Genomic DNA, 25911 nt, shown 5'->3' with positions numbered 1-25911 from the left:
TATCTTCACTTTAAATATCTTTAACTTAAGATAAGTTTAGCACTGAATCTGTAGGAAGTCAACGCTTTGAAGCTTTCCATATAAAAAAGGCTCCACACAAGTTCAATGAACTCGTATGAAGCCGGGATATTTTATATCATCTCATTAGGTTAAGTTATGATGCTGAGTGATGACCGCTGCTTGGCTTTGATGATCCATCTTATAACATATCAACGTAATCACACAGGCCAATATCGCCAGGATGGCAGCAGCTACAGGAAGAGAGATTAATCCTCCATGCCCGGCAACCACTCCACCGATCGCGGACCCGCCTGCAATTCCCAGGTTTGAGGCTACTGGATTCAATGAGGCAGCAAGATCCTTCGTTTTTGGTGAGAACTGCTTAGCTAAGTCAATCAAATAGAGCTGCGCAGGGGCGCTCACAATACTCGACATCATGGCTAGAGCCATTAGCACAATCATTCCTAGAATGGAAACAGATGCGGTCATACTAAAGATAACATAGACCACAGCTTGGATAAGGAACACGAATCTCAGCTTACTAACCGCATTCCCGGTCGCAACCTTGCCACCAATCCAGTTGCTGACAATCGTGGCAATTCCGTATACAAACAGCACACCGCTAACTGAGCTTTTAGGAACGTTCATGACTTGCTCCAGTATAGGTGTAATGTAAGTGTACATCACAAATACGGCTCCCACTGCCGTAACCGGAATGAGAAATGCAAGAATAATGCGGCCGTTTGTGAGCAGTCCGATCTGATCCTTGAGTGAGCTAGGCACAGGTTTCGGTAATTGGCGTGGAATATAGATATAATTTAGGACTATGGCAACTCCAGCTAATATCCCATTCAGAACAAACGCTGCTGGCCAATTAAAAAACTGCCCGACGAAAGTACCGATCGGCACACCAAAAACATTCGCAATAGCAAAACCACTCAAAATTGTAGCAATCGCCTTGCCTCTCTTCTCCTGATCAACCGCTTCATTCGCTACCGTAATAGCTACAGAAAGAACAAAGCCACATAGTATGGCAGTAACTATTCTAGTCACCAGCAGCATACTGTAAGTTCCAGTTACAGCACTCCACAAATTTAGCAGTAAAATCAATACAAGTGATACAAGAATCGTAATCCGTTTCGGAACACGGCTGCACAAGGACATCATAATTGGTGTGCCAATGGCATAAGAAATCGCGAAGCCAGATACCAATCCCCCGGCTGTCGCAAGCGTAACTCCGAGGCTTGAGGATATTTCAGAGAGTAAACCAACAATAATATACTCCGTCGTACCCAGAATAAAAGCCATAAAAGTAAACGAGAAAATCAATGCGTTCTGACGTGTTGTTTTCATGGTGCTCTCCATCCTGTTTATCTCTATTTTTATATGAACATACCTTACTCATAATACTCATTTAGACTATATTGAGCAATCCTATTTTCCATAAAAAAGAAGCTTCCCACAAGTTCAAAGAACTCATGAGAAGCTTCTAGTTTAAGCCGGTGGCAAAATAATTAAGGTAATGACTTGTTCCTCGGAATAAGATCTGGCTGTTCCAGGTCCATCCGCATCTGCTTTGAACTTAATGAGATAGGTTCCCGGTGCCGGCATCACTTTATTATGAAGTTCAAAAGCGATATCCGAAACACCTATGTTACTTCCTGTGAAAGTTAACGTATGCCCATTATTGCTAATTTGATCACTCGTCGGATGTGTCCATCCACTAATGGTATAATAGTCGTTTGTGGTAAAGATCATGCCTTCCAACGTTACCTGAATTTCAGCATTCGTAAAGCTTTCTCCCGAGAAAAAGTCGAAGCGAATGCGCGATTGTGTAGAACCCGTTATCAGTTGTTTTGTTTTTGAACCGCCGCCTCCGTCAAAGCCATATATAGAGCTAGTAACCGTAGGTGTGGTCAGAATACCATTAACAAGCTCAATCGTAACCGCATGTACAGCATTCTTCGCTGATTCATTATTGGATGAATCCTTAGCGGTAATCACGAAACGATACGTTCCTGCGTTCAGATCCCCAATATTGGCCGCACTCACAGATCCATCTGCTGCACTAGTGCCTAATGCGAGGGCTGTTCCTAATTCGTCGGCATCTACTTCACCGTTCTCATTCGCATCCGTCCACAGGTAGGCTTGTACCGCTGCTCCTTGCTCGCCGATGGCTCCCGCTAACCCGCGAAGCTGATCTTGTGTCCCGTTGTAGTTGTCGATCGCTTCGAACTTAGTTGCGTCCACTACTGGTGCACTCGTATCCGGAACTTCGTTTTTGCTTAAGGTCACCGTAACCGCATGGGCAGCGTTCTTCGCTGATTCATTATTGGATGAATCCTTAGCGGTAATCACGAAACGATACGTTCCTGCGTTCAGATCCCCAATATTGGCCGCACTCACAGATCCATCTGCTGCACTAGTGCCTAATGCGAGGGCTGTTCCTAATTCGTCGGCATCTACTTCACCGTTCTCATTCGCATCCGTCCACAGGTAGGCTTGTACCGCTGCTCCTTGCTCGCCGATGGCTCCCGCTAACCCGCGAAGCTGATCTTGTGTCCCGTTGTAGTTGTCGATCGCTTCGAACTTAGTTGCGTCCACTACTGGTGCACTCGTATCCGGAACTTCGTTTTTGCTTAAGGTCACCGTAACCGCATGGGCAGCGTTCTTCGCTGATTCATTATTGGATGAATCCTTAGCGGTAATCACGAAACGATACATTCCTGCGTTCAGATCCCCAATATTGGCTGCACTCACAGCTCCGTCTGCTTCGCTGGTGCCTAATGCGATGGCGGTTCCTAACTCATCGGCATCTACTTCACCGTTCTCATTCGCATCCGTCCACAGGTAGGCTTGTACCGCTGCTCCTTGCTCGCCAATGGCTCCCGCTAACCCGCGAAGCTGATCTTGTGTCCCGTTGTAGTTGTCGATCGCTTCGAACTTGGTTGCGTCCACTACCGGTGCACTCGTATCCGGAACTTCGTTTTTGCTTAAGGTCACCGTAACCGCATGGGCAGCGTTCTTCGCTGATTCATTATTGGATGAATCCTTACCGGTAATCACGAAACGATACGTTCCTGCGTTCAGATCCCCAATATTGGCCGCACTCACAGATCCGTCTGCTTCGCTGGTGCCTAATGCGATGGCGGTTCCTAACTCATCGGCATCTACTTCACCGTTCTCATTCGCATCCGTCCACAGGTAGGCTTGTACCGCTGCTCCTTGCTCGCCAATGGCTCCCGCTAACCCGCGAAGCTGATCTTGTGTCCCGTTGTAGTTGTCGATCGCCTCGAACTTGGTACTTTCAACCATAGGTGCATTTGTATCTGAATTGCTGCTATGCTCACTTTGCGAAGAGGAAGACCCTCCAACAACAGGAGTAGGCACTGTTACCGGCTCTTTACTCGGTTGAGCAGTTGGGGTGGAGGCGGGCTGCTCAGTGTTTCCGTTCTCCTTAAACTTCAGAAACTTAGAGGCTACTAGAGCTACGGCCTGACGATCTACTTTGGCATCAGGATTAAAAAAATTATTATATCCGGTAATCAATCCATATTCCACAGCAGCAGCTATAAAATCTTTGGAATAATCAGCAATTTGGCTACTATCAGCAAATTGCAAAGTTCCAGCTTTACCCGTAGGATTGACTCCCAATGCTCTCACGAACATGACGACCATATCCTGACGTGATAAATTTTGCCCCGTACCGAAAAGATTACTGCCTGTACCCTTAATCAATCCGGCTTTGACAGCTGCCTCTACATAGCTGTATGCGTAGTTGCTTGTGGGAACGTCCAGAAAGGTTGGCAGTGCAGGAGGGTTTGAAACATCCAGCTTTAATGTCTTTGCTAAAATAATTGCAAAATCCTGCCTTGTAATATTCGACGTAGGATAGAACTTACTCTCTCCGACACCGGTCACTATCCCCTGATCGAATAGCTCAACAATCGCTTTCTTTGCGTATGAGCCATCAATATCAATAAAGGAAGCCGCTGCCGATCCTTTGGTCGGCATAATGATAGGGCTTGATAATACAGCAGCAGCCAATATAGAGCTTATTCATTGCTTTTTGTTCACTTGCTTATCCCCCTGTTCTTTGGATGCGTTATGTCGTTTGTCTATAATCGATTCGTTAACACGATTCGACTTTATATTACAAACTTTTCATCTACAGGATTATAACAAGTATCAATAAACAGATTATAAACAAATAGCCATGGATGAACATTCTCATATCATTGATTCTGTGCATCAAACGAAAAAAAATGATACTATGTATGATGGGTATAGGACTTTGCTATCCTTATATCGTTTTTATATATTACAACAAGAGGAGATAATATGAGTAACGAACAAAACTTTTGGCTTGATTTACCGAAGCCGTTTTTTATATTAGCGCCCATGGAAGATGTCACAGATGTTGTATTTCGGCACGTCGTTAGTGAAGCTGCAAAACCCGACGTATTTTTCACAGAATTCACAAATACAGAAAGCTATTGTCACCCTGTAGGAAAAGACAGTGTACGTGGTCGATTAACGTTCACAGAAGATGAGCAACCGATTGTCGCTCATATTTGGGGTGATAAACCCGTATTTTTTGAACAGATGAGCATTGATATGAAAAAACTTGGTTTTCGTGGTATCGATTTAAACATGGGGTGCCCAGCACAAAACGTCGCATCGAATGGAAAAGGTGCTGGATTAATAAAACATCCTGAAGTTGCAGCAGAAATTATTCAAGCAGCAAAAGCAGGTGGATTGCCGGTTAGTGTTAAAACAAGATTAGGATACTCTGATATTGACGAGTGGCGCGACTGGCTAGGACATATATTGAAACAAGATATTGCGAACCTTTCCATTCACCTTCGTACAAAAAAAGAGATGAGTAAAGTAGAGGCACACTGGGAACTAATCCCTGAAATAAAAAAATTACGCGATGAGATTGCTCCAAATACGTTGTTAACTATTAATGGAGATATTCCTGACCGCGCAACAGGATTAAAATTAGTAGAACAATACGGCGTTGATGGAGTCATGATTGGCCGCGGCATTTTCACCAATCCATTTGCTTTTGAAAAAGAACCTAAAGAACACAGCGCGAAGGATTTTCTCAATTTACTTCTTTTACAGCTGGATCTTCACGATAAATATTCAAATGAACTTGAGCCACGTTTATTTAAACCACTTCTTCGCTTTTTCAAAATCTATGTTCGTGGATTTAGAGGTGCAGGCGAACTAAGAAACCAATTAATGGATACAAGATCAACTGATGAAGTACGTCGTTTAGTAAAAACTGTTTTAGAGCAAGAATTAGATTAAATTATACCCACAAAAAAATGAGAGACCTCTCAAAAGTTCAATGAACTTATGAAAGGTCTCTCATTTTTGTACTATGTGGTCAAATGGTGTTTCCTCTCAAGGAAACTCATCATCGAATTGCTTCGATAATGATTTCCTTACATCATGCCGCCCATTCCACCCATGCCGCCCATATCTGGCATGCCGCCGCCTTTTTCAGGCTCAGGCTTGTCAGCGATAACTGCTTCAGTAGTCAAGAACATAGCAGCTACGGATGCAGCATTTTGAAGTGCGGAACGAGTTACTTTAGCAGGGTCAACGATACCCGCTTCGAACATGTTCACCCATTCACCAGTAGCAGCGTTGTAGCCGATACCTACTTCTTCTTTTTTCAAGCGGTCCACAATTACGGAACCTTCTTGACCAGCGTTAGCTGCGATGGTGCGAATTGGCTCTTCCAACGCGCGAAGCACGATGTTAACGCCAGTTTTCTCGTCACCAGTTACGTCTACAGCAGCAACAGCGTTATATACGTTCACAAGAGCTGTACCCCCACCGGATACGATACCTTCTTCAACCGCTGCGCGAGTTGCGTTCAGGGCATCTTCGATGCGAAGTTTGCGCTCTTTAAGTTCAGTTTCAGTTGCAGCGCCAACTTTGACAACGGCTACGCCGCCAGCCAATTTAGCCAAACGCTCTTGCAATTTCTCTTTGTCGAACTCGGAAGTTGTTTCTTCCAGTTGAGCACGGATTTGGCTTACGCGTGCATTGATGTCCGCTTTGTCGCCGCTTCCGTCTACGATTGTTGTGTTTTCTTTAGTTACGCGTACTTGACGTGCGTTACCCAGTTGTTCAATGGAAGTGCTCTTCAGATCAAGACCGAGCTTCTCAGTGATCACTTGGCCACCAGTCAGGGCAGCGATATCTTGCAGCATAGCTTCACGACGGTCGCCAAAGCCAGGAGCTTTAACAGCAACAGCGTTGAATGTTCCACGCAGTTTGTTCACGATCAGCATAGCTTGTGCTTCGCCTTCGATATCTTCAGCGATAATAACAAGCGGTCTAGCTTGTTGAACGATTTTTTCAAGCAATGGAAGAATTTCTTGAGTGCTGCTGATTTTTTTATCAGTGATCAAGATGTATGGATTCTCCAAAACAGCTTCCATTTTGTCTGTATCAGTAATCATGTATGGGGAAATGTAACCACGGTCGAATTGCATACCTTCTACTACTTCAAGCTCAGTAGCGAATCCACGGGATTCTTCAACAGTGATAACACCGTCTTTACCTACTTTTTCCATAGCTTCAGCGATCAATTGACCTACTTCATCGTCAGCAGCAGAGATAGCAGCTACTTGAGCGATAGCTTGGGAATCTTCGATAGGCTTAGCGATTTTTTGCAATTCTTCAACAGCTGCACGAACCGCTTTGTCGATACCTTTACGGATAACCATTGGGTTAGCACCAGCAGTTACGTTCTTCAGACCTTCGCGGATCATAGCTTGAGCCAGAACCGTTGCAGTTGTAGTACCGTCACCGGCTACATCATTAGTCTTAGTAGCAACTTCTTTAACCAGTTGAGCACCCATGTTCTCGAATGCATCTTCAAGTTCGATTTCTTTAGCGATCGTTACACCATCGTTAGTGATGAGTGGGCTACCAAATTTCTTCTCAAGCACCACGTTGCGGCCTTTTGGTCCAAGTGTAACTTTTACCGCGTTTGCCAGAGCATCTACACCACGAAGCATAGAGCGGCGAGCTTCTTCACTGAATTTAATTTCTTTAGCCATTGTGTAATTACCTCCTAGAATTTTTTGTATATCATATTACTTTAAGTAGTTTAGATTTAGCTTATGATCGACTCTTGCTTAGTCAAGAATCGCGTGAATGTCGCTTTCTTTCATAATCAAATATTCTTTACCTTCATATTTGATTTCTGTACCTGCATATTTTGAGAAAAGAACACGGTCGCCTTCTTTAACTTCAAGCGCTACACGTACTCCATCTTTCAAAGCTCCGCTGCCTACTGCAATAATAGTTCCTTCTTGTGGCTTTTCTTTCGAGGAGTCCGGAAGCACAATCCCGAATGAAGTTGTTTCCTCCTGCTCGCTCGGTAGCACCAATACGCGTTCACCTAATGGTTTGATCATGAAAAAATAGCCTCCTTTAAAATTATGTTATTTTGCTTCAAAACATAGTTTAGAACTTACCGGTCAAACTTAGAATGCTGTGATGTTCTTGAAAAATATCAATGGAACCCTGCTAATCTCCAGCCCATCTCCTATTTTTCAAGAGCGTTAGCACTCAACAGCGTGCAGTGCTAACAACAATTTTTATGATACTCAACTTGAGCCCGGATTTCAAGTCTTTTTACACAAATTCGTATTAGTTTTCGCAAAAAAATACGTTTCAATGCTTGTCCAAGCACACACTCTATTACATTGTATCCACGGGTTTTGAAAATATGCGTAGGATTCCAGCGCTTTCCTCTCACCCCTTATAGATATGAAGGTTGCTAGAATGGTTAGACCTTTGCATCTAATGATCCTGATCGATAACAATTACTTACTAAGTGTATTCAATCCAACTAATGAAATCAACTTATAGCAAAAAAGCTGCCACATTCGTAGAAAATCTACTTAGCGGCAGCCTCTCTCCTCACTCCTGCTTCTGAACATACCGTTCATCCCGTGCCGCGTCCGCAGCAAGTTGCTTGCGATAGACAAATGCAGATAAAAATACACTGAACTCATACAAAATGAGCAGTGGAATCGTCACCAGAAAGTCTGAGATAAAATCCGGGGGCGTGATAACTACAGCAATAAAAACAAGCGTGAAATAGGCGTACCGACGCATTTTACGCAAGCGTAGCGGGTTGAGTACTCTTAGTTTGGTCAGAAACATCACCAGCAATGGAAGTTCAAACAGCAATGCCAGCGGCAATACCAGGCTGAACATGAAGTTAAAATACTGTGCAATCCCGTAGGTCTCTTCCAGTCCCATGCTTCTGGTAATTGAGATCGTGAACGAAAGTGCCATTGGAAAAACAATATAATAAGCAAAAGAAAGACCGATAAGGAAAAGAACAAACACATAGGGAACATAACGAAGTGTCGCACTTCGCTCCTCCGGCCGCAGGCCCGGACTGATAAATGCCCACAGCTGGTAGGCAATAAACGGGACAGAAATCACTAGCGAAACGGCCATCGCGATCTTCATGTACATCCCAATGCCATCCCAGAATGAGAATGCATGCAGAACAAAACCTTGCGCCAGGTCCGTGCTAATCAAATAATCGTAAATGGGCTTTGCACAAAATAAACCGCCAATTAATCCAAGGACAAATACGACTAACACATAAATAATCCGTTTGCGCAGCTCGGTGAGATGATCCACCACCGACATTTCTTCCGATTTCAGAGACATCCAGACACCATCCCATGACAAGAGTAAAAAAGATAACACTAACTTTCTTCGAAGCAGTGTCCGTTGCTGCGGAAAGCAAAGAAAAAGGGGCGTCTCCTCAAGTCTAGTAGACTCCTGAGAATGCCCCATTGAAAGATCTTCTATTATTCCGGCAGGCGTTTGTCCTGAGGAATATCTGCAGCGACCGTTTGCGGGGCCGTCGGCACAGGAGCTTCGCTCTTCTTCACCGGTTCATTATCCCCGATGATTTCACGCGCGCCTTCCTTAAATTCACGGAAGGTTCGTCCAACTGCACGGCCTAGCTCTGGCAGTTTATTTGGGCCAAAGAGCAGAAGTGCCAGTATGACCAACAAAATAATACCAGGAGTACCAATTCCACTAAACATTATTATTCCTCCTTGTCCACCTGTCCGTTCATGGTATCGTTTACTTTAATTTAATAATACCATAACTTATGTCACAGTTACATCCACTTTCTTCTATAAATAGATTATCATTGTGACGTGACAAGAAGATGACAAAGGGTTATTGACGGTATTGGCCAGTTACCATGAGCAGTGCTTCCGGTAATTGATCCATAATAGCTGCCAGATTCTCATGAACACCCTTCGGCGTTCCAGGTAAATTGACAATCAACGTGCGACCGCGAATGCCGCATATCCCACGAAAAAGCATAGCTGCACGGTTTTTTTGCATCACTGTGCTTCGCATGGCTTCTGAGAGCCCAGGCACTTCCCGTTCTACTACTCGCCGAGTAGCGTCCGGGGTTACATCACGAATTGCCAGATCTGTGCCTCCGGTGGTCAGTACCAAATCTGCCTGAAAATAGTCTGTCAGTTCAATCAAGGCTGCGATAATCTCATCTTGTTCATCGGGAACGATTCGATATTCAATGATCTCGCCACCTAGTTCCTCTTCCACCAGCTCCCGAATAACCTGGGCGCTCGTGTCTTCCCGTTCGCCCCTGGCCCCTTTATCACTGGCCGTTAGGATTGCTGTCTTCCACGCCATAGGTTTGTCCTTCCTCTCTATATGTATAGTTGGCTGTACAGTTCAGCCTGCTCGCCTCAGCGCTTCGAACAAAAGCAGCTGATACTTATTCGAGCGCATAATCTCCGTTCTTGCCCCCGCTCTTAGATACCAGAAGCGTCGGTCCGATAATCATATCCTTCTGAATAGCCTTACACATGTCGTACACCGTTAGTGCTGAGGCAGAAACAGCGGTTAAGGCTTCCATCTCTACTCCGGTTTTTCCTGTAGTACGGACTGTTGCTTCTATATAAAGTTCATCTTCGCTGTTATCGGAGAAGCTGATATCAATACCGGTAAGTGGCAGCGGGTGGCACATCGGAATCCAGTCTGACGTCTTCTTAGCCGCCATAATCCCGGCGATCTGTGCAACAGCAAGGACATCACCTTTGCTGATCTTGCCACTCTTAATGGCGCTCAGCGTTCCAGCAGCCATCTTGATCATACTCCGCGCGACAGCTGTCCGCTTCGTAATCTCCTTCTCACTCACATCCACCATACGAGCTCTTCCCTGCTCGTTGAAATGGGTCAATTCCATGGCTCACTCTCCTTTTCGGCAGTGCACTATACCATTTTCAGTAATCAGCATGTCCATTAAAGCATCATGCTCATCCATCGGCACCCTTGGAACCAACTGCATGCCGTAAGCTAACCCGATCCATATCGGGGGCTGTGCGCTAACGTACCCGGCTTTCTCCCAAGACGCACGTAACCGGTCATAGTATCCTCGACCGTAGCCAAGCCTGCCGCCTTGAAGATCAAATGCTAGCCCTGGTACGAACACAACAGCAGGTAGCTTAATCTCTTCAATCTCTAATAAATCTCTGCTGGAGACAATAGGTTCTTGGATACCATAAGCCCCCGGCTCTAAATCGCTCCATGCATTCACCGCGTGGACACTCATTTCACCGCTTGCTGGAATTACACGCGGCAACAGCACCTTACGCTGATCTTTCCACGCCTGTGTGATAAGTGGGCGGGTATCAAGCTCTGAACGAAAAGACACATAGGCCATTAGTGAAGTTATACCCTTCAACTCCAGCCACTCCAATGCATAGTGGCAGACTTCAGATGATAGTTTACTTCTCTGGTCCGAAGACAGCTCGTTTCGGGCGATGGTCTTCTCCGTTCGTAATTGTTGCTTTACTTTGGAGATCTCCGACTCCTTGCTGGACATTGTCGGCCTCCCCCTCTTATTCATCCCTAGCTTATCCTTGTTTGTAAATCCAGTTTACCACTCTTCTCCCCGGTTCGCCAAGGTGGATAGAACTGTGTTATCGGACTAGGTCGTTATTCCCTCCTTACATTAGATCGAACCCTCGCTTGGGAAACGCTTTTCATGTAAACTATAGAATAAGTTGTTCATACGGCTGAGGGATAAATACCAAGGCGAAATATGCAAGGGTGGAGGTTTCATCGTTATGCTTCTTCAAGCGACAGGAATTACTAAATCATATGGTATACAGAACGTACTGGATGGCATAAGCCTACAGGTAAATGAAAAGGAACGTGTCGGGCTAGTGGGTGTGAATGGTGCCGGCAAATCAACTTTTCTACAAATTCTGGCCGGTGAGATGTCTTATGACAGCGGTCAAATTCATAAATCAAAAGAAACAACAATCGGATATTTAGCTCAGAATAGCGGACTGCAATCTGACAAAACCATTCATGAAGAAATGATGGCGGTCTTCGCTCCGCTGATCGAAGCCGAAACTGAGCTGAGAGAGTTAGAAGTAAGTATTGCTGATCCTAAGCTCGCGGAAGACCCCAAGCGGTACGAAGAACTGCTTGAACGATATGCGCGGCGATCGGATTGGTTCAAGGACCACGGCGGCTATGAAATGAATACACGGATTCGCAGTGTCCTACACGGCATGGGCTTCAGTGATTTCCCACCAGATACACCCATTTCTACCCTTAGTGGAGGCCAAAAAACCCGGCTCGCGCTGGCCCGTATTTTGCTTCAGGCTCCAGATCTTCTGATGCTGGATGAGCCTACTAACCATCTGGATATCGAAACGTTAACGTGGCTGGAGGATTACCTCCGCAGCTATGCTGGCGGGATTCTGGTTGTATCCCATGACCGTTATTTCCTAGACCGTCTCGTGACCACTATTGTAGAGATCGAGCGGCACCAGTCCCGGCGTTATACGGGTAACTACAGTCGTTATGTAGATTTGAAGGCTGCCGAATATGAAGCACGGATGAAGCAATATGAGAAGCAACAGGATGAAATTTCTCGAATGGAGGATTTCGTTCAGAAAAATATTGTCCGGGCTTCCACCACAAAACGTGCGCAGAGCAGACGCAAAGCGCTTGAGAAGATGGATCGTCTAGATCGTCCAATGGGTGATCTGAAGAAGGCTAGCTTCTCCTTTGAGCCAGACTTTATGTCTGGAAAAGAGGTGCTTCAAGTGCGCAATGTTGCGGTTGCCTTTAATGAAGGTTCACCTTTATTCAAGGACGCTTCTTTTGAGCTTCGTCGCGGGGAGACTGCTGCCCTGATCGGTCCCAATGGTATCGGTAAATCCACATTGCTGCAGTGTATGACCGGAACCCGTGAGCCTTCTGCTGGAACGGTGAATTGGGGCACTAAAGTAAAAATTGCTTATTATGATCAGGAACAGACCCGCCTTAATCCACAAAATACGGTTATGGAAGAACTGTGGAGTGAATATCCAATGATCGAGGAAGCCAGAATTCGTACGATCCTTGGTAATTTCCTTTTTAGCGGAGAGGATGTTCTTAAGAAGATTTCCGCACTCAGCGGCGGCGAAAAAGCTCGGGTTTCGTTATCTAAACTAATGCTCCGCGGTGCAAATATGCTAATTCTCGATGAACCTACCAACCATTTGGATCTGGTCAGCCGTGAGGTTCTGGAATCTGCTTTAATTGATTTCGAAGGCACCCTGCTGTTCATCTCCCATGACCGTTATTTTTTGAACAAAATGGCGGAAAGGGTACTGGAGCTGCATCCCGAAGGGATCGACCAATACCTCGGCAACTACGATGACTATGTCGAGAAGAAACGAGAATTAGAAGAGATTGCAAAAGATGCCGCTGAACTAGCTACTAAAAACGTTAATAAGGACGCTGCTGTACCTGAAAAAAGCGCTGTAACCTCTTTTGAAGCAGACAAGCAGGCTAAGCGTGAAGAGCGTAACCGCAAACGGCGTATTGCAGAGCTTGAGGAGAACATTGCCTCACTTGAAGAATCAATCGTATTTATAGAGCATGAAATGACTAAACCTGAAGTTTATCAGGATTATTTAGCACTTCAAGGTTATGAAGAGGACCTGAAGAACAAAAAATCTCAGCTGACAGATTTCTTTAGCGAATGGGAAATCCTTGCTGACGAATAATGTAAACCCTCCTTATAAATATTTTTTCATCGTTCTAGATTTGTTCATAAATAGTTATCCACAGCTCTATACACAGGTTTCGTGTATAACTCCCTACTTCAAAAGACCCTTCGGGGTCTTTTTTATGCGTTAAATCGGTATTTTTAAGGAAAAGGAATTATTATCCACGGATCTATCCACATTATCCACAATTCTCACAGTGTTTCATTGCCAACAAAATTGTTTATTAGAGCATTTTGAAAAAAGCCGTTATTGCTGATTTTACGCACTTTTTACACAACTCAGGCAGAATATGTGGATAACGTTGTCCACAACTTGACAAAAGACGTAACCCCATTTTACAAGACTGATTTTCTGCTAAAAAAGAACCCGCTATCTCCTAAACTGACAGCGGGCACGTCGTATTTTAGACAATCTGTGTAGAGAGCAGGGCGGCATTACAGGCTGCGATATAAGCGATGCCTGCCGCCATAATTATATCTTGGTGAGTGGCCGTGCCTCTGAATTTAAGGCCCTCCCACTCCACCATCACCGCTGCTTCTGCTTGCGCATTCTCTCCGCTTCCAAGCGAATGAAGCTCGAGTCCTGCAAAGTCTACCTCCTCAGCAATCCCTTGCCCAATAGCAGCGATAATCGCTTCAAGCGGACCTTCACCAGTGCTGGTATGTGACGTTTCCCGGCCAGTCTGCAGATGGCGTACCGTAACTGCAGCTACACGGCGCTGGGCACTGCCCGCCAATACCTGAACCTCACCCAGCTCATAGACCTGAGCTTGTTGTCCAGTTGTACTGCTTACCATTTGCAGCAGCTGGTCATCACTTACGACCTTTTGACGGTCAGCGGTCTCTTTAAAGGACTCATAAAGTGCATCCAGCTCCGCAGGCTCCAGCGTTATTCCATACTTCGCAGCCCGATCCTTCAGCGCATGTCTGCCAGAATGTTTGCCCAGAATGATCATGCTGCGGGGGATGCCCAGCCGTTCGGGATCCATAATCTCATAGGTACTACGATCCTTGAGCAGGCCATCCTGATGAATCCCGGATTCATGCTGGAAGGCATTTCTTCCGACGACCGGCTTGTTATAGGCGATTGGAAAATGCATCGCTCCACTAATCAGCCGTGAAGTATCATACAGTTTATCCAGCACGATACCTGTTTCTGCACCGATTGCATCGCCGCGGGTTTCAAGCGCCATAACAAGCTCTTCCAGTGCGCAGTTCCCTGTGCGCTCGCCTACACCGTTCACGGTGACTTCTATCTGAGTCGCCCCTCCATCAATCGCTGCCAGACTGTTAGCTACAGCCAGCCCCAAGTCATTATGACAGTGGGCACTATAGCTGACCTTGCCACCACCTCTTGCTCCCTGCCGCACTCTCCGGAACATCTCGCCATATTCATGTGGCAATGCGTATCCTACTGTATCCGGCAGGTTAATAATGGAGGCCCCTTCCTCTATAACTGCCTCAACCATTTCAATCAGATCATCAATCCCTGTCCGCGCAGCGTCCATGGCCGTGAATTCAACTACATCACAGAATTGTCGCGCATAAGCCGTCATCTCACGCGCTTTAGCTACGACTTCAGCTCTGCTCATACGCAGTTGATGCTGCAAATGAATATCAGAAGAGGAGATAAACAAGTGAATCCGCCGACGTTCAGCATCTTGAGTGGCCCGGACTGCAGCATCGATGTCCCCTTTTACGGCCCGCGCGAAACCACAAATCTCCACGTTGCGCACCTTGCGCGAAATCGTCTGCACCGCTGCAAAATCTCCAGGACTCGATACCGGGAACCCCGGCTCCATTACATCAACACCCAGATCAGCTAGCTTATAAGCCAGCAATATTTTTTGCTCAGGAGTCAGACTAGCCCCAGGGGCCTGCTCACCGTCACGCAGGGTCGTATCGAAAATTTGAATACGTTTCTTAACTGGAATAATCATCTGAATTCCTCCTAGTTTTGTTTTCATGTAATTGGATGCCTTATCTCTATCCTATGCTTCAGCGCAGAACCACACGTCGACTTGCGGTTCTGCTCATTTCCCACCCACTGCTGCCGGCAGCTGAAACAAATGAATCTCTGCACAATGTGCAGAGTGTTCACTTTTGGCGTCTTATGTAGCGTTGAGTCCATTCCCCGGACTTCTTCTACAAGAACGCAAAAACCCGCCGTCTCTAATAAAGAGACGGCGGGTTACCCCTCCGCGGTACCACTCTTTTTGACGCATCAGCTGTCACTAATAACAAGCCTCAAAGCTGCGTCCAGCTCTTCTTCCCGGTTCAAGCTGGCATGCCAGCTTAAATCCGGAAAGGTCCGATAACGAGGACAGCCGTAGGCAGCGTACTCTTGTTCCGCCGCTCCGCTCCCGGGCGAGCTTCAAGAAATCCGGTGACTGCGTCGCACCAACCCGCAGCTCTCTGTTCACCGTCAAACTCTACTACTCCCGTTCTTAGCGTGTATTATATAAATTACTCACCACTCTAAATCCATACAAAAAAGCCTGCCATCTCATTCAAGAGACGACAGGCTGTTAACCTTCGCGGTACCACTCTTGTTGATGCTCTGTATCGGCTAAGTTCCTGCCGATTCCAATTGAACATCCACTCTACGGTCCAGTATGTTAGGTACTAGACCACCCTATCACGGAGGTTACCCGTAAACGGTGTACAAACGTTCCGGCGACAATTGCCAGTAATGCTTCCACCGCTCCGCTCCCAGACGAGTTCAGGACTCCTTCGACTGCGTTGCACCCACCCGCAGTTCTCTTATCCCAGAGTATCCTTACTACTTCCGCTCATCGCGTTTGCCTTGTTTAATTGAACTGATTATACTCGTTAGCTCCAAATGATGTCAATAGGCAGATACAGACCATTGTTCCAGTGAGAATCCAGGGTCAGCTACCATATCCAGCGGTATTCCACCGTCATGCTGCCACTTCACGTATGCAGCCGCTCCAATCATCGCCGCATTATCCGTGCAATACACCGGTGGAGGAATAATAAGTTCAATGCCCTCCGTTTCACAGCGCGAAATTAATGCCGAGCGAAGTCCGCCATTAGCAGCGACCCCCCCACAGAGCAATAACTGTCTGGAGTTAGTGGCCTTAACGGCGCGTACCGCCTTTTCCACCAGCACTTCAACTACGGATTCTTGGAACCCCCGGGCGATGCCTGCGACATTGGGTTCAAGACCTTTCATTTTGCTCTGATTCACCACATTCAGCACCGCCGATTTTAGACCGCTGAAGCTGAAATCATAAGAGTTCGGCTCCAGCCATACCCGCGGCAATGCAACAACTTCCGTCGCTTCGCGTGCCAGGCGATCTACATGGGGTCCGCCGGGATAAGGGAACCCTAGCGCCCGAGCCACTTTATCATATGCTTCACCTACAGCATCATCACGCGTGCGGCCGATAATTCGAAACTCACCCTCACGCTCCATATGAACCAGTTCCGTATGTCCACCTGACACCACTAGTGTCATACATGGATACTGCAACTCTGCAACCAGACGGTTAGCATAGATGTGGCCTGCAATATGATGCGTGCCAATTAACGGCTTGCCCCATGCAAGAGCAAGGCTTTTAGCTGCTACTACCCCGACCAGTAAAGCTCCCACCAAACCCGGGCCTTGAGTCACCGCTACCGCAGTCAATTGTTCGGGTGTAACGCCTGCCTTGGCGAGCGCTTCCTCGATTACGAGCGTAATTACCTCCACATGTTTACGGGAAGCCACTTCTGGCACCACGCCCCCAAAAGCACGATGTGTCTCTATTTGACTCGAGATGATGTTGGATAACACTTCTGATCCGTTTTTGACCACGGCCACCGAGGTTTCATCACAACTGGTCTCTATAGCAAGTATTAGTACAGGTTGAGCTGCGCCCGTTTCTGTCTTCATTTCAAGTCCACGCTTCCTTCCAAATAGCCATGCTCCTTATAATCCGGTAGATCCGCCCACATAATGAGTGCATCCTCGCGATTATCGGAATAATATCCTTTGCGCGTACCGGCAGAACGAAAGCCTTTTTTACGATATAAATTCTGAGCTACCTCGTTGGATACCCGCACCTCAAGTGTAATGGATTTCATGCCTACGTAAGAGGCTGTATTCATTAACTCCTCCAACAGGCGCTCCCCCCATTTACGTCCACGATAAGCTTCGAGTAAGGCAATATTCGTCACATGCGCCTCATCCACGATAGCCCACATTCCAGCATAGCCAATTATATGACCCGCCAGCTCCATGACCATGTATTTAGCAAAATGATTATGCGTCAGCTCATTCCGGAAAGCTTCCTCCGTCCACGGCATGGTAAAGGCTTCGCGCTCAATAATAAGAATGTCCGGAATATCCTCCAGCTTCATCAGACGAAAAACAAGGTCAGCCTCTTGTGGTCTCAATGATTCCACTTCCGTCATCGTTTTAAGCCTCCTTTACTACTTAACCGCAGATTGGCCTCCGCTTCCGAAATCTGAGTATAGTTAGGGATCAAGCTATGAATATCATCATTCTCTACTTGCAGCCGGGCTTCACCAAGGAAGCCTGTCCAGCGGCCCTCCAGCTCATATGGAACAGCTACAGAAGTGCCGAGTTCCGCCAGCGGATGTAGTGATTCTTCGCTGCCATGTACAGCGGTTTCTCCAACAAACCATAGAATAGCTGGTTTAGTTCCTTCAGCTGAAGCCTGTTGTAAACGTTCTGCCAAGTACTCCACCCAGTCGGCCATCAACCGGATGGCATCAGGTTCAAGGCGGCTAAGAGAACTATTCCCATCCGCTGCGAATAATCCTGTGTAAACCTGTCCCCGACGCGCATCCATCAGTGGAATGATCCAATCTGGACCGTAGCCACTGTTCGCAGTGGCTTGTCCTGACTCTGCTGTCGTCTTATTCTTAAGGGCTGTTTCATACCCACCCCATGCCACAGCATGCAGGCTCGAAATACCAACTACCGGGACATTCCATGCCCAAGCCAGTGTTTTGGCAGCGGTAACCGCGATCCGTGTTCCCGTATAAGATCCCGGGCCCACACCAACCGCAATCCCGCCCAGATTAGCAACGGTTGTTCCCGAAGCTTGCAGCGCCTGCTCTATAATCGGCAGCAAATGCACCGAATGATTCCGTTCACCGGAAGCATTAATTTCATGCAATAATTCTCCATTCTCGGTCACTGCAACCCCCAATACGGCAGTTGATGTATCCAGCGCTAAAAGCCGCTTGCGCGGCTCTGTATTCTCGTTCGTCATTTTTATTAACCCCACTTCTGGATCAGCTCCCGGCAAAGCTCACCATAAGGCTCCCCGATTCCGGTCACCGTAATGATTCGTTCCTCCGGTCCAACTGTTTCCATGTATATATGCATATGCCGCGGCGGCATTAACTCCGTAATAATACTGCTCCATTCTACCAAACAAACACCCTGACCATAGAAATACTCATCCAATCCAAGCTCATCTGCTTCCTGAAGTGAAATCCGATATACATCCATGTGATATAACGGCAGACGACCTTCGTACTCTTTAATAATAGTAAAAGTAGGACTGTTTACGATCCCTTTCACTCCAAGATGGCGAGCGTAACCTTGCGAGAAGGCCGTTTTTCCTGCGCCTAGATCACCGTCCAAACCGATAACCATGCCTGCCGTTGAAGCAGCAGCTATTGCACTTGCCAGTTGCTCCGTATCCTGCAGATTGTAAGAACGGTAAGTGAACACCGTTTCGACTGTTTTGTCCAACTACAACTACCACCTTTTAAAATATACCTGTCGAAAACCATTACATTCAATTATATCGGTATGGTGCATCCACCGCAACAACTGTCCCTGCCCATTGTTTAAGCTGAAGGAGATACAGTCCTCTTCTTCACTTGCGTGGTCAAGCTGGATTTCGATACCGATCGCTGCGAGAAAAGGCTATGTAGAATCATTCCAAGGATAATGACTAAGATTCCTCCCCATGACAATAAGGAAGGTGAAGGCGAAGACAGGATCAACATTTCACTTAATAATGCGAATAATACCTCTAGGGTTTGGATGGCTTCGACTGCCGCTAATCCGCTCATGCTGCTCCTACCATATCTGTAGCTTGAAAGAATAATACTGTGGCAATAACTCCTGAACACAGCGCAACAATAATGGACTGTCCTGCCTGATCCAATATATTGGTTTAAATCTTACACCGTCAACCTTGACGTCAGTTATGCTCCAAATCAAAAAGAGACCTTTACGCAAACTTAAGCATAAAAGTCTCTTTTTTTTAAACTATAATTCAGCTTTAACGTACGCTCTAAGTAGACCTTTGTTAGTGCTCTTGCTCTTCGAGTCGTTCAACACCCACAGTGTGCGTATTGGTTGGTCGAGAGCCAACTTGTACCGTAGCCATTCCGTTCTCTTCATCCACATGTTCAATCCATACAGGCTCCCCATCCAAATGTACACTTACAGTTTCTTTAGAAGCATAAATATCCTGTGCCCGTTTGACGTCCACAACTGTTCTCCTCCTTTATCTTTCCTAAAGTTTACGATTCTAAGGGTGACGTATCTTCGAGGGTTCGTTCCGCATCCAGCTTTTCCGAATCGGAAACCTGACTGGCCTCCGTGGACGCAATAATGCTCTCCCAATCCACAACTGTGGCCGGAATATCCTGCTCGCTCAGCGTATCGCTCCATTCGTTATCTCTTGGTTCCATACCTTAGATTCTCCTCCTCAACTTCACAGGTCCGAGTTTATTTTTTCCCAAGCTTCTCAAAAAATGCACCCGGCTAGAAAAGCCTTTCCTGCCTCATACTAACCCAAAGCAAATCAACTTAGATCAGGAGGTGTTTCTCATGCATACCGTTTGGAAAGGAGCCATCAGCTTCGGGCTTGTGCATGTTCCGGTTAAAATGTTCTCCGCTACGGAAGACAAGGACATTTCTCTGCGTTATATCCATAAGGAGTGTGGCAGCCCGCTGTCGTATGTACGCAAATGCCCGGTGTGTGACAAAGAGGTTGCTTGGGAAGAGATCGGTAAAGGATATGAGTATGAAAAAGGGAAGTTTGTGCTCTTCGACAAAGAGGAATTGGATCAACTATCCGACGAGACCAGTAAAAGCATCTCCATTCTCGACTTTGTAGACCTGACGGAGATCGATCCTATTTATTTTCAAAAAACCTACTATTTATCCCCGGATCAGGCAGGATCAAATGCTTATCGACTTCTTATGGAGGCCATGAAGCAGACAGGTAAAATTGGCATCGCCAAAATTTCAATCCGCTCAAAAAGCAGTCTGGCAGCGATCCGTGTGCTTGAGGATTGCCTTGCGATTGAGACCATTTTTTATCCTGATGAGGTACGGCCGATCTCGCAAGTGCCTGGTCTGCCCGAAGCAGGGACAGTGAACGATAAAGAGCTGGAAATGGCTAAGCTGCTGATCTCACAGCTATCCACTCCTTTTGATCCGGCAAAATATACCGATGATTATCGCCAGCGTATGCTTGATCTGATCTCACATAAAATTGCAGGCGAGGAATTTCATATCGCTCCTGCTAAACAGGAAAGCAATGTGATTGATCTAATGGCCGCCTTGCAGGCTAGTATTCAAGCTGTGCAGCATATTCCTTCAGACCCTGGTCCTTCATTAACAGGCAACACAAAAAACAAAACTAAAGCGGCTCCTGCTGCCAAAAGAAAAACAGCCAAGACCAAAACAACCGCCGCGGAACCTGCGAAGCAGCAAAACGAGGTCTCCGGGCCGACTCCAGTCATCACGCCAAAACCGAAACGCCGCAGCACGAAAAGCAAAACAACCGTATCTTAGGAGGCTCTGCGGATGAAGCTTCAGCCCATTATTCCTTTTGAACCTATACTGGCTGGGCAGCTTCCAGCAGGTGACCAGTGGATCGCACAAATTAAATGGGACGGCGTACGGATGTTGTCCTATTACGATGGAAGCACTACTCAGCTTATTAACAGACGTGGCAATTACCGTACCACGCAATATCCTGAACTTACTGATGTATCTGCTTACTGCAAGGCTGACTCCGTGATTCTAGATGGTGAGATTATCGCACTCAAGGACGGCAAACCTTCATTTCATGAGGTGATGCGGAGGGACAGCTTGAAAAATGGTTCCACAATTTCCGTCGTTAGGCATCAGGTTCCTGTCATTTATATGATTTTTGATATTCTGTTTTATAATGGCCAATCGACGATGGATCAACCATTATTCTTGCGGCAGCAGCTGTTAAGTGACATTCTGCTGCCGCATCCCCATGTTCAAGCTGTGCCAAGTTATACCGATCCTACAGAACTGTTCGTCGCCACTCAGAACCAGGGCTTGGAAGGAATCGTCTGCAAGGACATCAACAGTACTTATGCTCCGGGCGGAAAAGATAAACGTTGGCAGAAACGCAAAATCAGTTCTGATATTACAGCTGTAGCCGGGGGTGTGACGTTCCGTGACGGTATCGTCAACGCACTGCTTCTTGGTCTTTATGATGATAAAGGAAATTTGCATTATATCGGACATGCCGGTCCGGGAAAATTGACTGTGCAGGATAAACGCGACTTAACTGCGGAGGCACACCGCCTTAAGCTGGATCGGATGCCCTTTGCAGATGTTCCACAACGAGGTAAGGGTGCTTTTTGGATAAAGCCGGAGCTCGTCTTCAAAGTTCATTTTCTGGAATGGAACACCTCGGGCACTCTGCGTCAGCCTGTTACTCAAGCTAAAGTGAATCTTCCCCCGGAGGCATGCACAATGGAGCAAAAAGGATAAAAGAACGTCCTCCCAATCTGAAATGGGAGGACGTTTCTTATTGTGCTGTAAAACTTGTTACAAGGGCCTCAAGCTCTGCCTTTGTCTGCGCAGCATTTTTTGTACTCGTAAGTGTATAATCGACACTTCCATCAGCACTGGACCATACCAGCTGGACTTTAAGATCACCGTGATGAGGCCCCAAAACTGTGTAAATCGCCTCAACCCCGTTGAGGGTCAAGCTCTCATCCTGATCCCCAGGCAGCTGGGCCAAAGTCACCCCTTCCGGTAGCGTGTATGCAGGTGCAGATCTTAAATTCAACCTCTCTCCATTTCGTAGATAGGTGATAGAGGTTTCTGTATTGCTCCACTTCAAGCTTTGCGAAATCACCTTTTTACCACCAGCTTGGGCTTTAGCTTTTAACTGATCCCTAAGGGTTTTATACTCTGAGCTAAAAAACATTGGAATCACCGGATTTAAAACGACATCCTGTAACTTATAATCCTCTGGTAGAGAAGTAGGTATCAGGAGTGACTTCCCGCTTAATGAAAGTAACTTCTGCGCCGCTTCGTTTATAGAACTGAATCTATACGGCATATAGCTTATACTCAAGGTTTCATGTGGATTAGATTTCTTATCATTTACATACAGGATCTTAAGTTCGCCTGCTTGTAAGGGAACTGTATTTTCTTTGGCAATCAAAGCTTCAATCGTTGAAGATATGGGCGTATTCTGCTCAACGGGTGCGGTAGCTTTACTTTTATTATTACTCCCCGCAGGCACTGCGCCTGCTGTTCCACTCACCGCACTTATCAATACTAATAAGCTTAAGGCTGTAATCGCCGCGCTTTTCTTAATCATCATTATAATATCCTCCTTTAGCCCCTTGGTTATTTGATCATGGTTTTAGCTACCGCCAGCATTTCATTTGTCGTCAGCGTACTGGCCCGATTGTCTGAAAGGGTATATTGTATCGTGCCTGAGTTATCCAGCCATACTAGCTTTGTGTTAAAGCTTGCGTCTTTAGCGGAATCAGTTGTAAGTACTACTTTCCTGCCGTTGACCGTTAATTCTTTCTTAGATTCCGAGGCTCTTACAAAAGGTACCGCTCCTTCCGGAAGTTTGGCGGGCGGCGACCCAGTTACAATGCTAAAATTGGCTTTTCCTTTCGCATACAGCTGCATAGACAAATTCGTCTGGTTCCAGCTGATGATTTTACTAAACAACTGTTTATTAGAATTACCAGCAACCGCTGCTGCCTTCAATTCCTGCTCTAGTTGCAAATACAGCTCTGAATCATTAGCTACAGCCGGTGGATAGATGATGGCTCTCGCCAGAGTGAAGCCTTTAGGAAGATTTCCGGGCTGCGGAATAGACGGACCCTTTAGCGCTTTAAACTTCGCAGCAAAGGATTTATAGTCTTTAAAAACAAACCCTTTGCCAGAGAAGCTGATCGCATCCTGTGGATTGGAGACTTTATCCCGTACGTAGTAGGCCAAAAGCGTACCTTCCTTCACTCCAGCTACGAGTGCCTGCAATTCCTTTTGGGTCTTCTGATCGGTTTGTGATGCAACCTGCGCTCCTGATGCCGCCGCAATTGTAAGAGACAAGCCGGGTACATCCACACCCCCGGCCACTCCTGTTCCCAGCAAGATTGCTGCAGAGAACGTGATAACTGTTTTTTTGAAATCAGAATGGAGCTTCAATTTCTAACATCCTCTCCTTCAATAAGGTAAATGTATTTTCACCCCTGTTTTTAACTACACTTCTATAACAATCCAACATTAGAAAAAGGGACATTTTTTCACAAAAAAGAGGCTGTCCCAAAAGCCATGAAATAGTTGCTTGGGACAGCCTCTTTTTTGTTCTTAACATTACAAGTGACGCATCAAGTGACGCTCCTAATGATGCAATAAGTGAAGCACTTATAGAACAATTGGGGAATTTCTCCCTAAACCTCAGATATTTCTGTCCACAGAACGTATCGCCCATAGTCCACCGTCACATATACCACTAATTCCACAAATCATCTACTGCAAGCCGCACGAAAATCATACATAGCACATCGCCCCAACCATTAACATAGAACTCTACGCGTGGCATATCGTCACATGGCACAGTAAAATCCATTATTCCCCTATTCCATAAAAAAGCTGCCTCCCAAGTAGAATTCACTACTTTTGAGACAGCTTCTCCTAATGTACAGTTAGAACAGTAGCTAGTGAATAAAACTGGTGGCAATCTTTTGCCATTGCTCACGAGTCAGTTTATTCTCCTGCTTGTCGCTCAGAGAAAGAACCATCTGGGTGGCTTCATCATACCAATACAATCGATTCTGAGAAGACCAAGCATTCTTCCCTTTTCCAGTACCCGCCGCGATAAATATTGCCTCTTTACCTGTACCTGTCACAGACCATTTTTCAGCAGTCTGGCCTTCCAAGATAGACACTTGCATGGTATAACCCTTAAAAACACTCTGCCTTAAGGATAGTGTAATTCTTTGATCTCCGTTGTGGTAGGTAACCTCAGCATTATCTATGGAATTTGCAGCTATCTTCTCCATAAACAAGTTTTGTCCAGTTTTATCGGTTGTAGCCTTTTTTTGAAATTGTTCAAGGATTTCTTCATATTCTGTGTCTAGCGACTTGTATAGGGGAGCTGCATTAAAAGTTCCTTGCTCGAATTCATAACCATCAGCTAACGAGGAAGGCAACCCTGGCCAGAAATCGCCAACCGTTTTTAATTCTTTTACGAAGTCTTGATATTTCGAATACACCGGCGAAATAAAAGCAAACTGCAATTGATTTCCATAGCCTAACCCTAACTCCAGCTTATTTAATTCAGCATCCTTCACATAATAAGCAGCCATTTCCCCAGTGTTTAAACGAGCAAGCACTTGCTCTTTATAAGTCATAGATAAGCTCTGATACTTCTCTATCGCAGGCGAGGTTGTCGGATCAGGCGTATTATTATGCACCGTCTTCACAACAGCCTTCCCTCCGCTGTTCACTAGTGTAATATTACCACCTTGGGGTTTTGAGATATCAATTGTAACCTGGCTACCTTGTTCCGATAAATCTCCATCAGCAGATAGCTGAAAAGCACCCAACCCGATAATCCCTAGCAATACAGCCGCGGAGACTCCTGTGAGCACTCTTTTTCTAAACCTAGACGGGTGTTGGGGCATCTCCTTTTGCTTCTGCATAATAGGATCTTCCGGTTCTGGGAACGGCTTCAGCTCGATAACGATGTTCGTCCTTTCACCGTCAATCCTATTCTGTTGTTCATGAATTGCTCTTACCCGCTTCATAACAGCTGCTTTTACATCCAGCTCTTGGCAGCTCCCTACCGCATCCATTTTCTTGATCATTTTCTCTTCAACAAAGCCTCGTTGCCGCACCATTCCGTTCCCCCTTTCTGAGCATTCAGCATTTTGCCAAGCTTCGTAATCGTTCGCCTGTATTTTTTCTTCACAGCATCAGTATTCTTATCCAGAATCTCCGCAATCTCCGGGAAGCTCTGTTCCTCAAAGATTCTAAGTACTAACAGGTTTCGCTCCTCTGTCTTCAGCTTCTCGAGGGCAAAAGTCAGATGTTCGTTAAATATGTAACGGTCCATCAACTGTTCCGGGCTTTCTGCAGGCGGATCTGGTTGAAAAAGCGCCATAAACTTTATTTGGCTTTGACGTTTGCGGATCAGACTGAGGCAATGATGGTAGGCAATTTTATATAGCCATGAAGAGAAGCTCGCGATAGGGCGGTATGTGCCTATATGCTGATATGCCTTTACCAGAATTTCCTGTACTGCATCCTCCGCTTCAGTACGGCTCCCAAGCAGCCGACAGCAATAGCGGTAAATCGGCTTTTGAAAAGCCTCGACGATCAAGGCATAGGAATCTACCTCGCCTGACTGTACCCGAACAACAGTGTGCTCGATCCCGTCCAAAATCAGCAAACTCCCCTTTCTCATTAACGTATATCCTTATAAGTCTTATGATCATCCAAAAGGGACACTTTGGGAATATTTTTTTCATGAAAAGGAGCAGACTGACACATA

General features: G+C 46.1%; 24 protein-coding genes, 1 pseudogene and 2 other annotated features. Of the genes and pseudogenes, 4 read left to right on the top strand and 21 right to left on the bottom strand.

The window, feature by feature from the left end; genetic code table 11:
• Positions 1-144: 144 nt before the first annotated feature.
• Both MHH89_RS27190 and MHH89_RS27185 read right to left on the bottom strand, forming a co-directional pair.
• A complete protein-coding gene (locus tag MHH89_RS27190) occupies positions 145-1353 on the bottom strand; it encodes an MFS transporter (RefSeq protein ID WP_036676501.1) in 1209 nt (402 codons plus the stop codon).
• A gap of 141 nt (positions 1354-1494) precedes the next feature.
• Positions 1495-4047 carry an S-layer homology domain-containing protein gene (locus MHH89_RS27185; RefSeq protein ID WP_341088582.1) on the bottom strand — a complete coding sequence of 851 codons (2553 nt, stop codon included), beginning with the start codon at positions 4045-4047 and terminating at the stop codon, positions 1495-1497.
• A gap of 294 nt (positions 4048-4341) precedes the next feature.
• Between MHH89_RS27185 and MHH89_RS27180 the strand changes: the two genes are divergently transcribed.
• The gene (locus MHH89_RS27180) at positions 4342-5319 is read left to right on the top strand and encodes a tRNA dihydrouridine synthase (protein ID WP_076129221.1); all 978 of its coding nucleotides are present in this window, start codon (positions 4342-4344) and stop codon (positions 5317-5319) included.
• 137 nt (positions 5320-5456) lie between these two features.
• Here MHH89_RS27180 and groL read toward each other — a convergent pair whose 3' ends face one another.
• The 7 genes from groL to MHH89_RS27145 form a co-directional block, all read right to left on the bottom strand.
• Positions 5457-7088, bottom strand: coding sequence for a chaperonin GroEL (groL, locus tag MHH89_RS27175; protein ID WP_076129222.1), 1632 nt, complete (start codon positions 7086-7088; stop codon positions 5457-5459).
• 78 nt (positions 7089-7166) lie between these two features.
• Positions 7167-7448: a co-chaperone GroES gene (gene groES / locus MHH89_RS27170; RefSeq protein ID WP_036676506.1), complete on the bottom strand. Its 282-nt coding sequence runs from the start codon at positions 7446-7448 to the stop codon at positions 7167-7169.
• A gap of 508 nt (positions 7449-7956) precedes the next feature.
• Positions 7957-8724 (bottom strand): twin-arginine translocase subunit TatC, encoded by a 768-nt coding sequence (tatC, locus tag MHH89_RS27165; protein ID WP_076129223.1) that lies wholly within the window; start codon positions 8722-8724, stop codon positions 7957-7959.
• Positions 8725-8867: 143 nt separating this feature from the next.
• Complete coding sequence (locus MHH89_RS27160; protein ID WP_036676510.1) at positions 8868-9110, bottom strand: twin-arginine translocase TatA/TatE family subunit; 243 nt, start codon at positions 9108-9110, stop codon at positions 8868-8870.
• Between the two features lie 139 nt (positions 9111-9249).
• A complete protein-coding gene (locus tag MHH89_RS27155) occupies positions 9250-9735 on the bottom strand; it encodes a MogA/MoaB family molybdenum cofactor biosynthesis protein (protein WP_036676512.1) in 486 nt (161 codons plus the stop codon).
• Positions 9736-9820: 85 nt separating this feature from the next.
• Entirely contained in the window at positions 9821-10291 is a 471-nt protein-coding gene (moaC, locus tag MHH89_RS27150) for a cyclic pyranopterin monophosphate synthase MoaC (protein WP_076129224.1), read from the bottom strand.
• A gap of 3 nt (positions 10292-10294) precedes the next feature.
• Positions 10295-10930, bottom strand: a complete 636-nt coding sequence (locus tag MHH89_RS27145; protein ID WP_076309556.1) for a 5-formyltetrahydrofolate cyclo-ligase — start codon at positions 10928-10930, stop codon at positions 10295-10297.
• A gap of 244 nt (positions 10931-11174) precedes the next feature.
• Here MHH89_RS27145 and MHH89_RS27140 point away from each other — a divergent pair, with 244 nt between their 5' ends.
• A complete protein-coding gene (locus MHH89_RS27140; protein ID WP_076129226.1) occupies positions 11175-13115 on the top strand; it encodes an ABC-F family ATP-binding cassette domain-containing protein in 1941 nt (646 codons plus the stop codon).
• A gap of 406 nt (positions 13116-13521) precedes the next feature.
• Here MHH89_RS27140 and MHH89_RS27135 read toward each other — a convergent pair whose 3' ends face one another.
• The 8 genes and pseudogenes from MHH89_RS27135 to MHH89_RS27100 form a co-directional block, all read right to left on the bottom strand.
• On the bottom strand, positions 13522-15057 hold the full coding sequence (locus tag MHH89_RS27135) for a 2-isopropylmalate synthase (RefSeq protein WP_076282077.1): 1536 nt from the start codon (positions 15055-15057) through the stop codon (positions 13522-13524).
• A gap of 236 nt (positions 15058-15293) precedes the next feature.
• Positions 15294-15575 (bottom strand) — a binding site (T-box leader).
• Positions 15576-15627: 52 nt separating this feature from the next.
• Positions 15628-15922, bottom strand: a binding site (T-box leader).
• Positions 15923-15965: 43 nt separating this feature from the next.
• The gene (tsaD, locus tag MHH89_RS27130) at positions 15966-17015 is read right to left on the bottom strand and encodes a tRNA (adenosine(37)-N6)-threonylcarbamoyltransferase complex transferase subunit TsaD (protein ID WP_076099403.1); all 1050 of its coding nucleotides are present in this window, start codon (positions 17013-17015) and stop codon (positions 15966-15968) included.
• Positions 17012-17536, bottom strand: a complete 525-nt coding sequence (gene rimI / locus MHH89_RS27125) for a ribosomal protein S18-alanine N-acetyltransferase (RefSeq protein WP_340397763.1) — start codon at positions 17534-17536, stop codon at positions 17012-17014. Before rimI ends, tsaD begins: the two co-directional genes overlap by 4 nt.
• Entirely contained in the window at positions 17533-18363 is an 831-nt protein-coding gene (tsaB, locus tag MHH89_RS27120; RefSeq protein WP_076276850.1) for a tRNA (adenosine(37)-N6)-threonylcarbamoyltransferase complex dimerization subunit type 1 TsaB, read from the bottom strand. Before tsaB ends, rimI begins: the two co-directional genes overlap by 4 nt.
• Before the next feature lie 5 nt (positions 18364-18368).
• Complete coding sequence (tsaE, locus tag MHH89_RS27115; protein WP_076137213.1) at positions 18369-18851, bottom strand: tRNA (adenosine(37)-N6)-threonylcarbamoyltransferase complex ATPase subunit type 1 TsaE; 483 nt, start codon at positions 18849-18851, stop codon at positions 18369-18371.
• Between the two features lie 98 nt (positions 18852-18949).
• Positions 18950-19272, bottom strand: a pseudogene (locus MHH89_RS27110) (multidrug resistance efflux transporter family protein).
• Positions 19273-19416: 144 nt separating this feature from the next.
• Positions 19417-19602, bottom strand: a complete 186-nt coding sequence (locus MHH89_RS27105; protein WP_036676525.1) for an H-type small acid-soluble spore protein — start codon at positions 19600-19602, stop codon at positions 19417-19419.
• A gap of 31 nt (positions 19603-19633) precedes the next feature.
• Positions 19634-19804, bottom strand: coding sequence for a hypothetical protein (locus MHH89_RS27100; protein WP_175620005.1), 171 nt, complete (start codon positions 19802-19804; stop codon positions 19634-19636).
• Positions 19805-19943: 139 nt separating this feature from the next.
• Between MHH89_RS27100 and ku the strand changes: the two genes are divergently transcribed.
• Positions 19944-20915, top strand: a complete 972-nt coding sequence (gene ku / locus MHH89_RS27095; RefSeq protein ID WP_341088579.1) for a non-homologous end joining protein Ku — start codon at positions 19944-19946, stop codon at positions 20913-20915.
• A 12-nt stretch (positions 20916-20927) separates the two neighbouring features.
• Positions 20928-21875: an ATP-dependent DNA ligase gene (locus MHH89_RS27090; RefSeq protein ID WP_340397762.1), complete on the top strand. Its 948-nt coding sequence runs from the start codon at positions 20928-20930 to the stop codon at positions 21873-21875.
• Between the two features lie 37 nt (positions 21876-21912).
• On the opposite strand, the gene MHH89_RS27085 is transcribed toward MHH89_RS27090, so the two are convergent.
• The 4 genes from MHH89_RS27085 to MHH89_RS27070 all read right to left on the bottom strand — a co-directional run bounded on the left by MHH89_RS27085 (position 21913) and on the right by MHH89_RS27070 (position 25824).
• Positions 21913-22719 (bottom strand): hypothetical protein, encoded by an 807-nt coding sequence (locus MHH89_RS27085; RefSeq protein ID WP_341088578.1) that lies wholly within the window; start codon positions 22717-22719, stop codon positions 21913-21915.
• Positions 22720-22745: 26 nt separating this feature from the next.
• Entirely contained in the window at positions 22746-23561 is an 816-nt protein-coding gene (locus MHH89_RS27080; protein ID WP_076279897.1) for a hypothetical protein, read from the bottom strand.
• A 512-nt stretch (positions 23562-24073) separates the two neighbouring features.
• On the bottom strand, positions 24074-25258 hold the full coding sequence (locus MHH89_RS27075) for a hypothetical protein (RefSeq protein ID WP_076309555.1): 1185 nt from the start codon (positions 25256-25258) through the stop codon (positions 24074-24076).
• Complete coding sequence (locus MHH89_RS27070; RefSeq protein ID WP_248547910.1) at positions 25222-25824, bottom strand: RNA polymerase sigma factor; 603 nt, start codon at positions 25822-25824, stop codon at positions 25222-25224. The genes MHH89_RS27075 and MHH89_RS27070 overlap by 37 nt, the downstream gene beginning before the upstream one ends.
• Positions 25825-25911: the final 87 nt, after the last annotated feature.

The organism is Paenibacillus sp. FSL H7-0323, assembly GCF_038002725.1.
In the GTDB taxonomy this organism is placed as follows: Bacteria; Bacillota; Bacilli; order Paenibacillales; family Paenibacillaceae; genus Paenibacillus_AQ; species Paenibacillus_AQ odorifer.
This window is presented reverse-complemented; position numbering and strand designations above follow the sequence as displayed.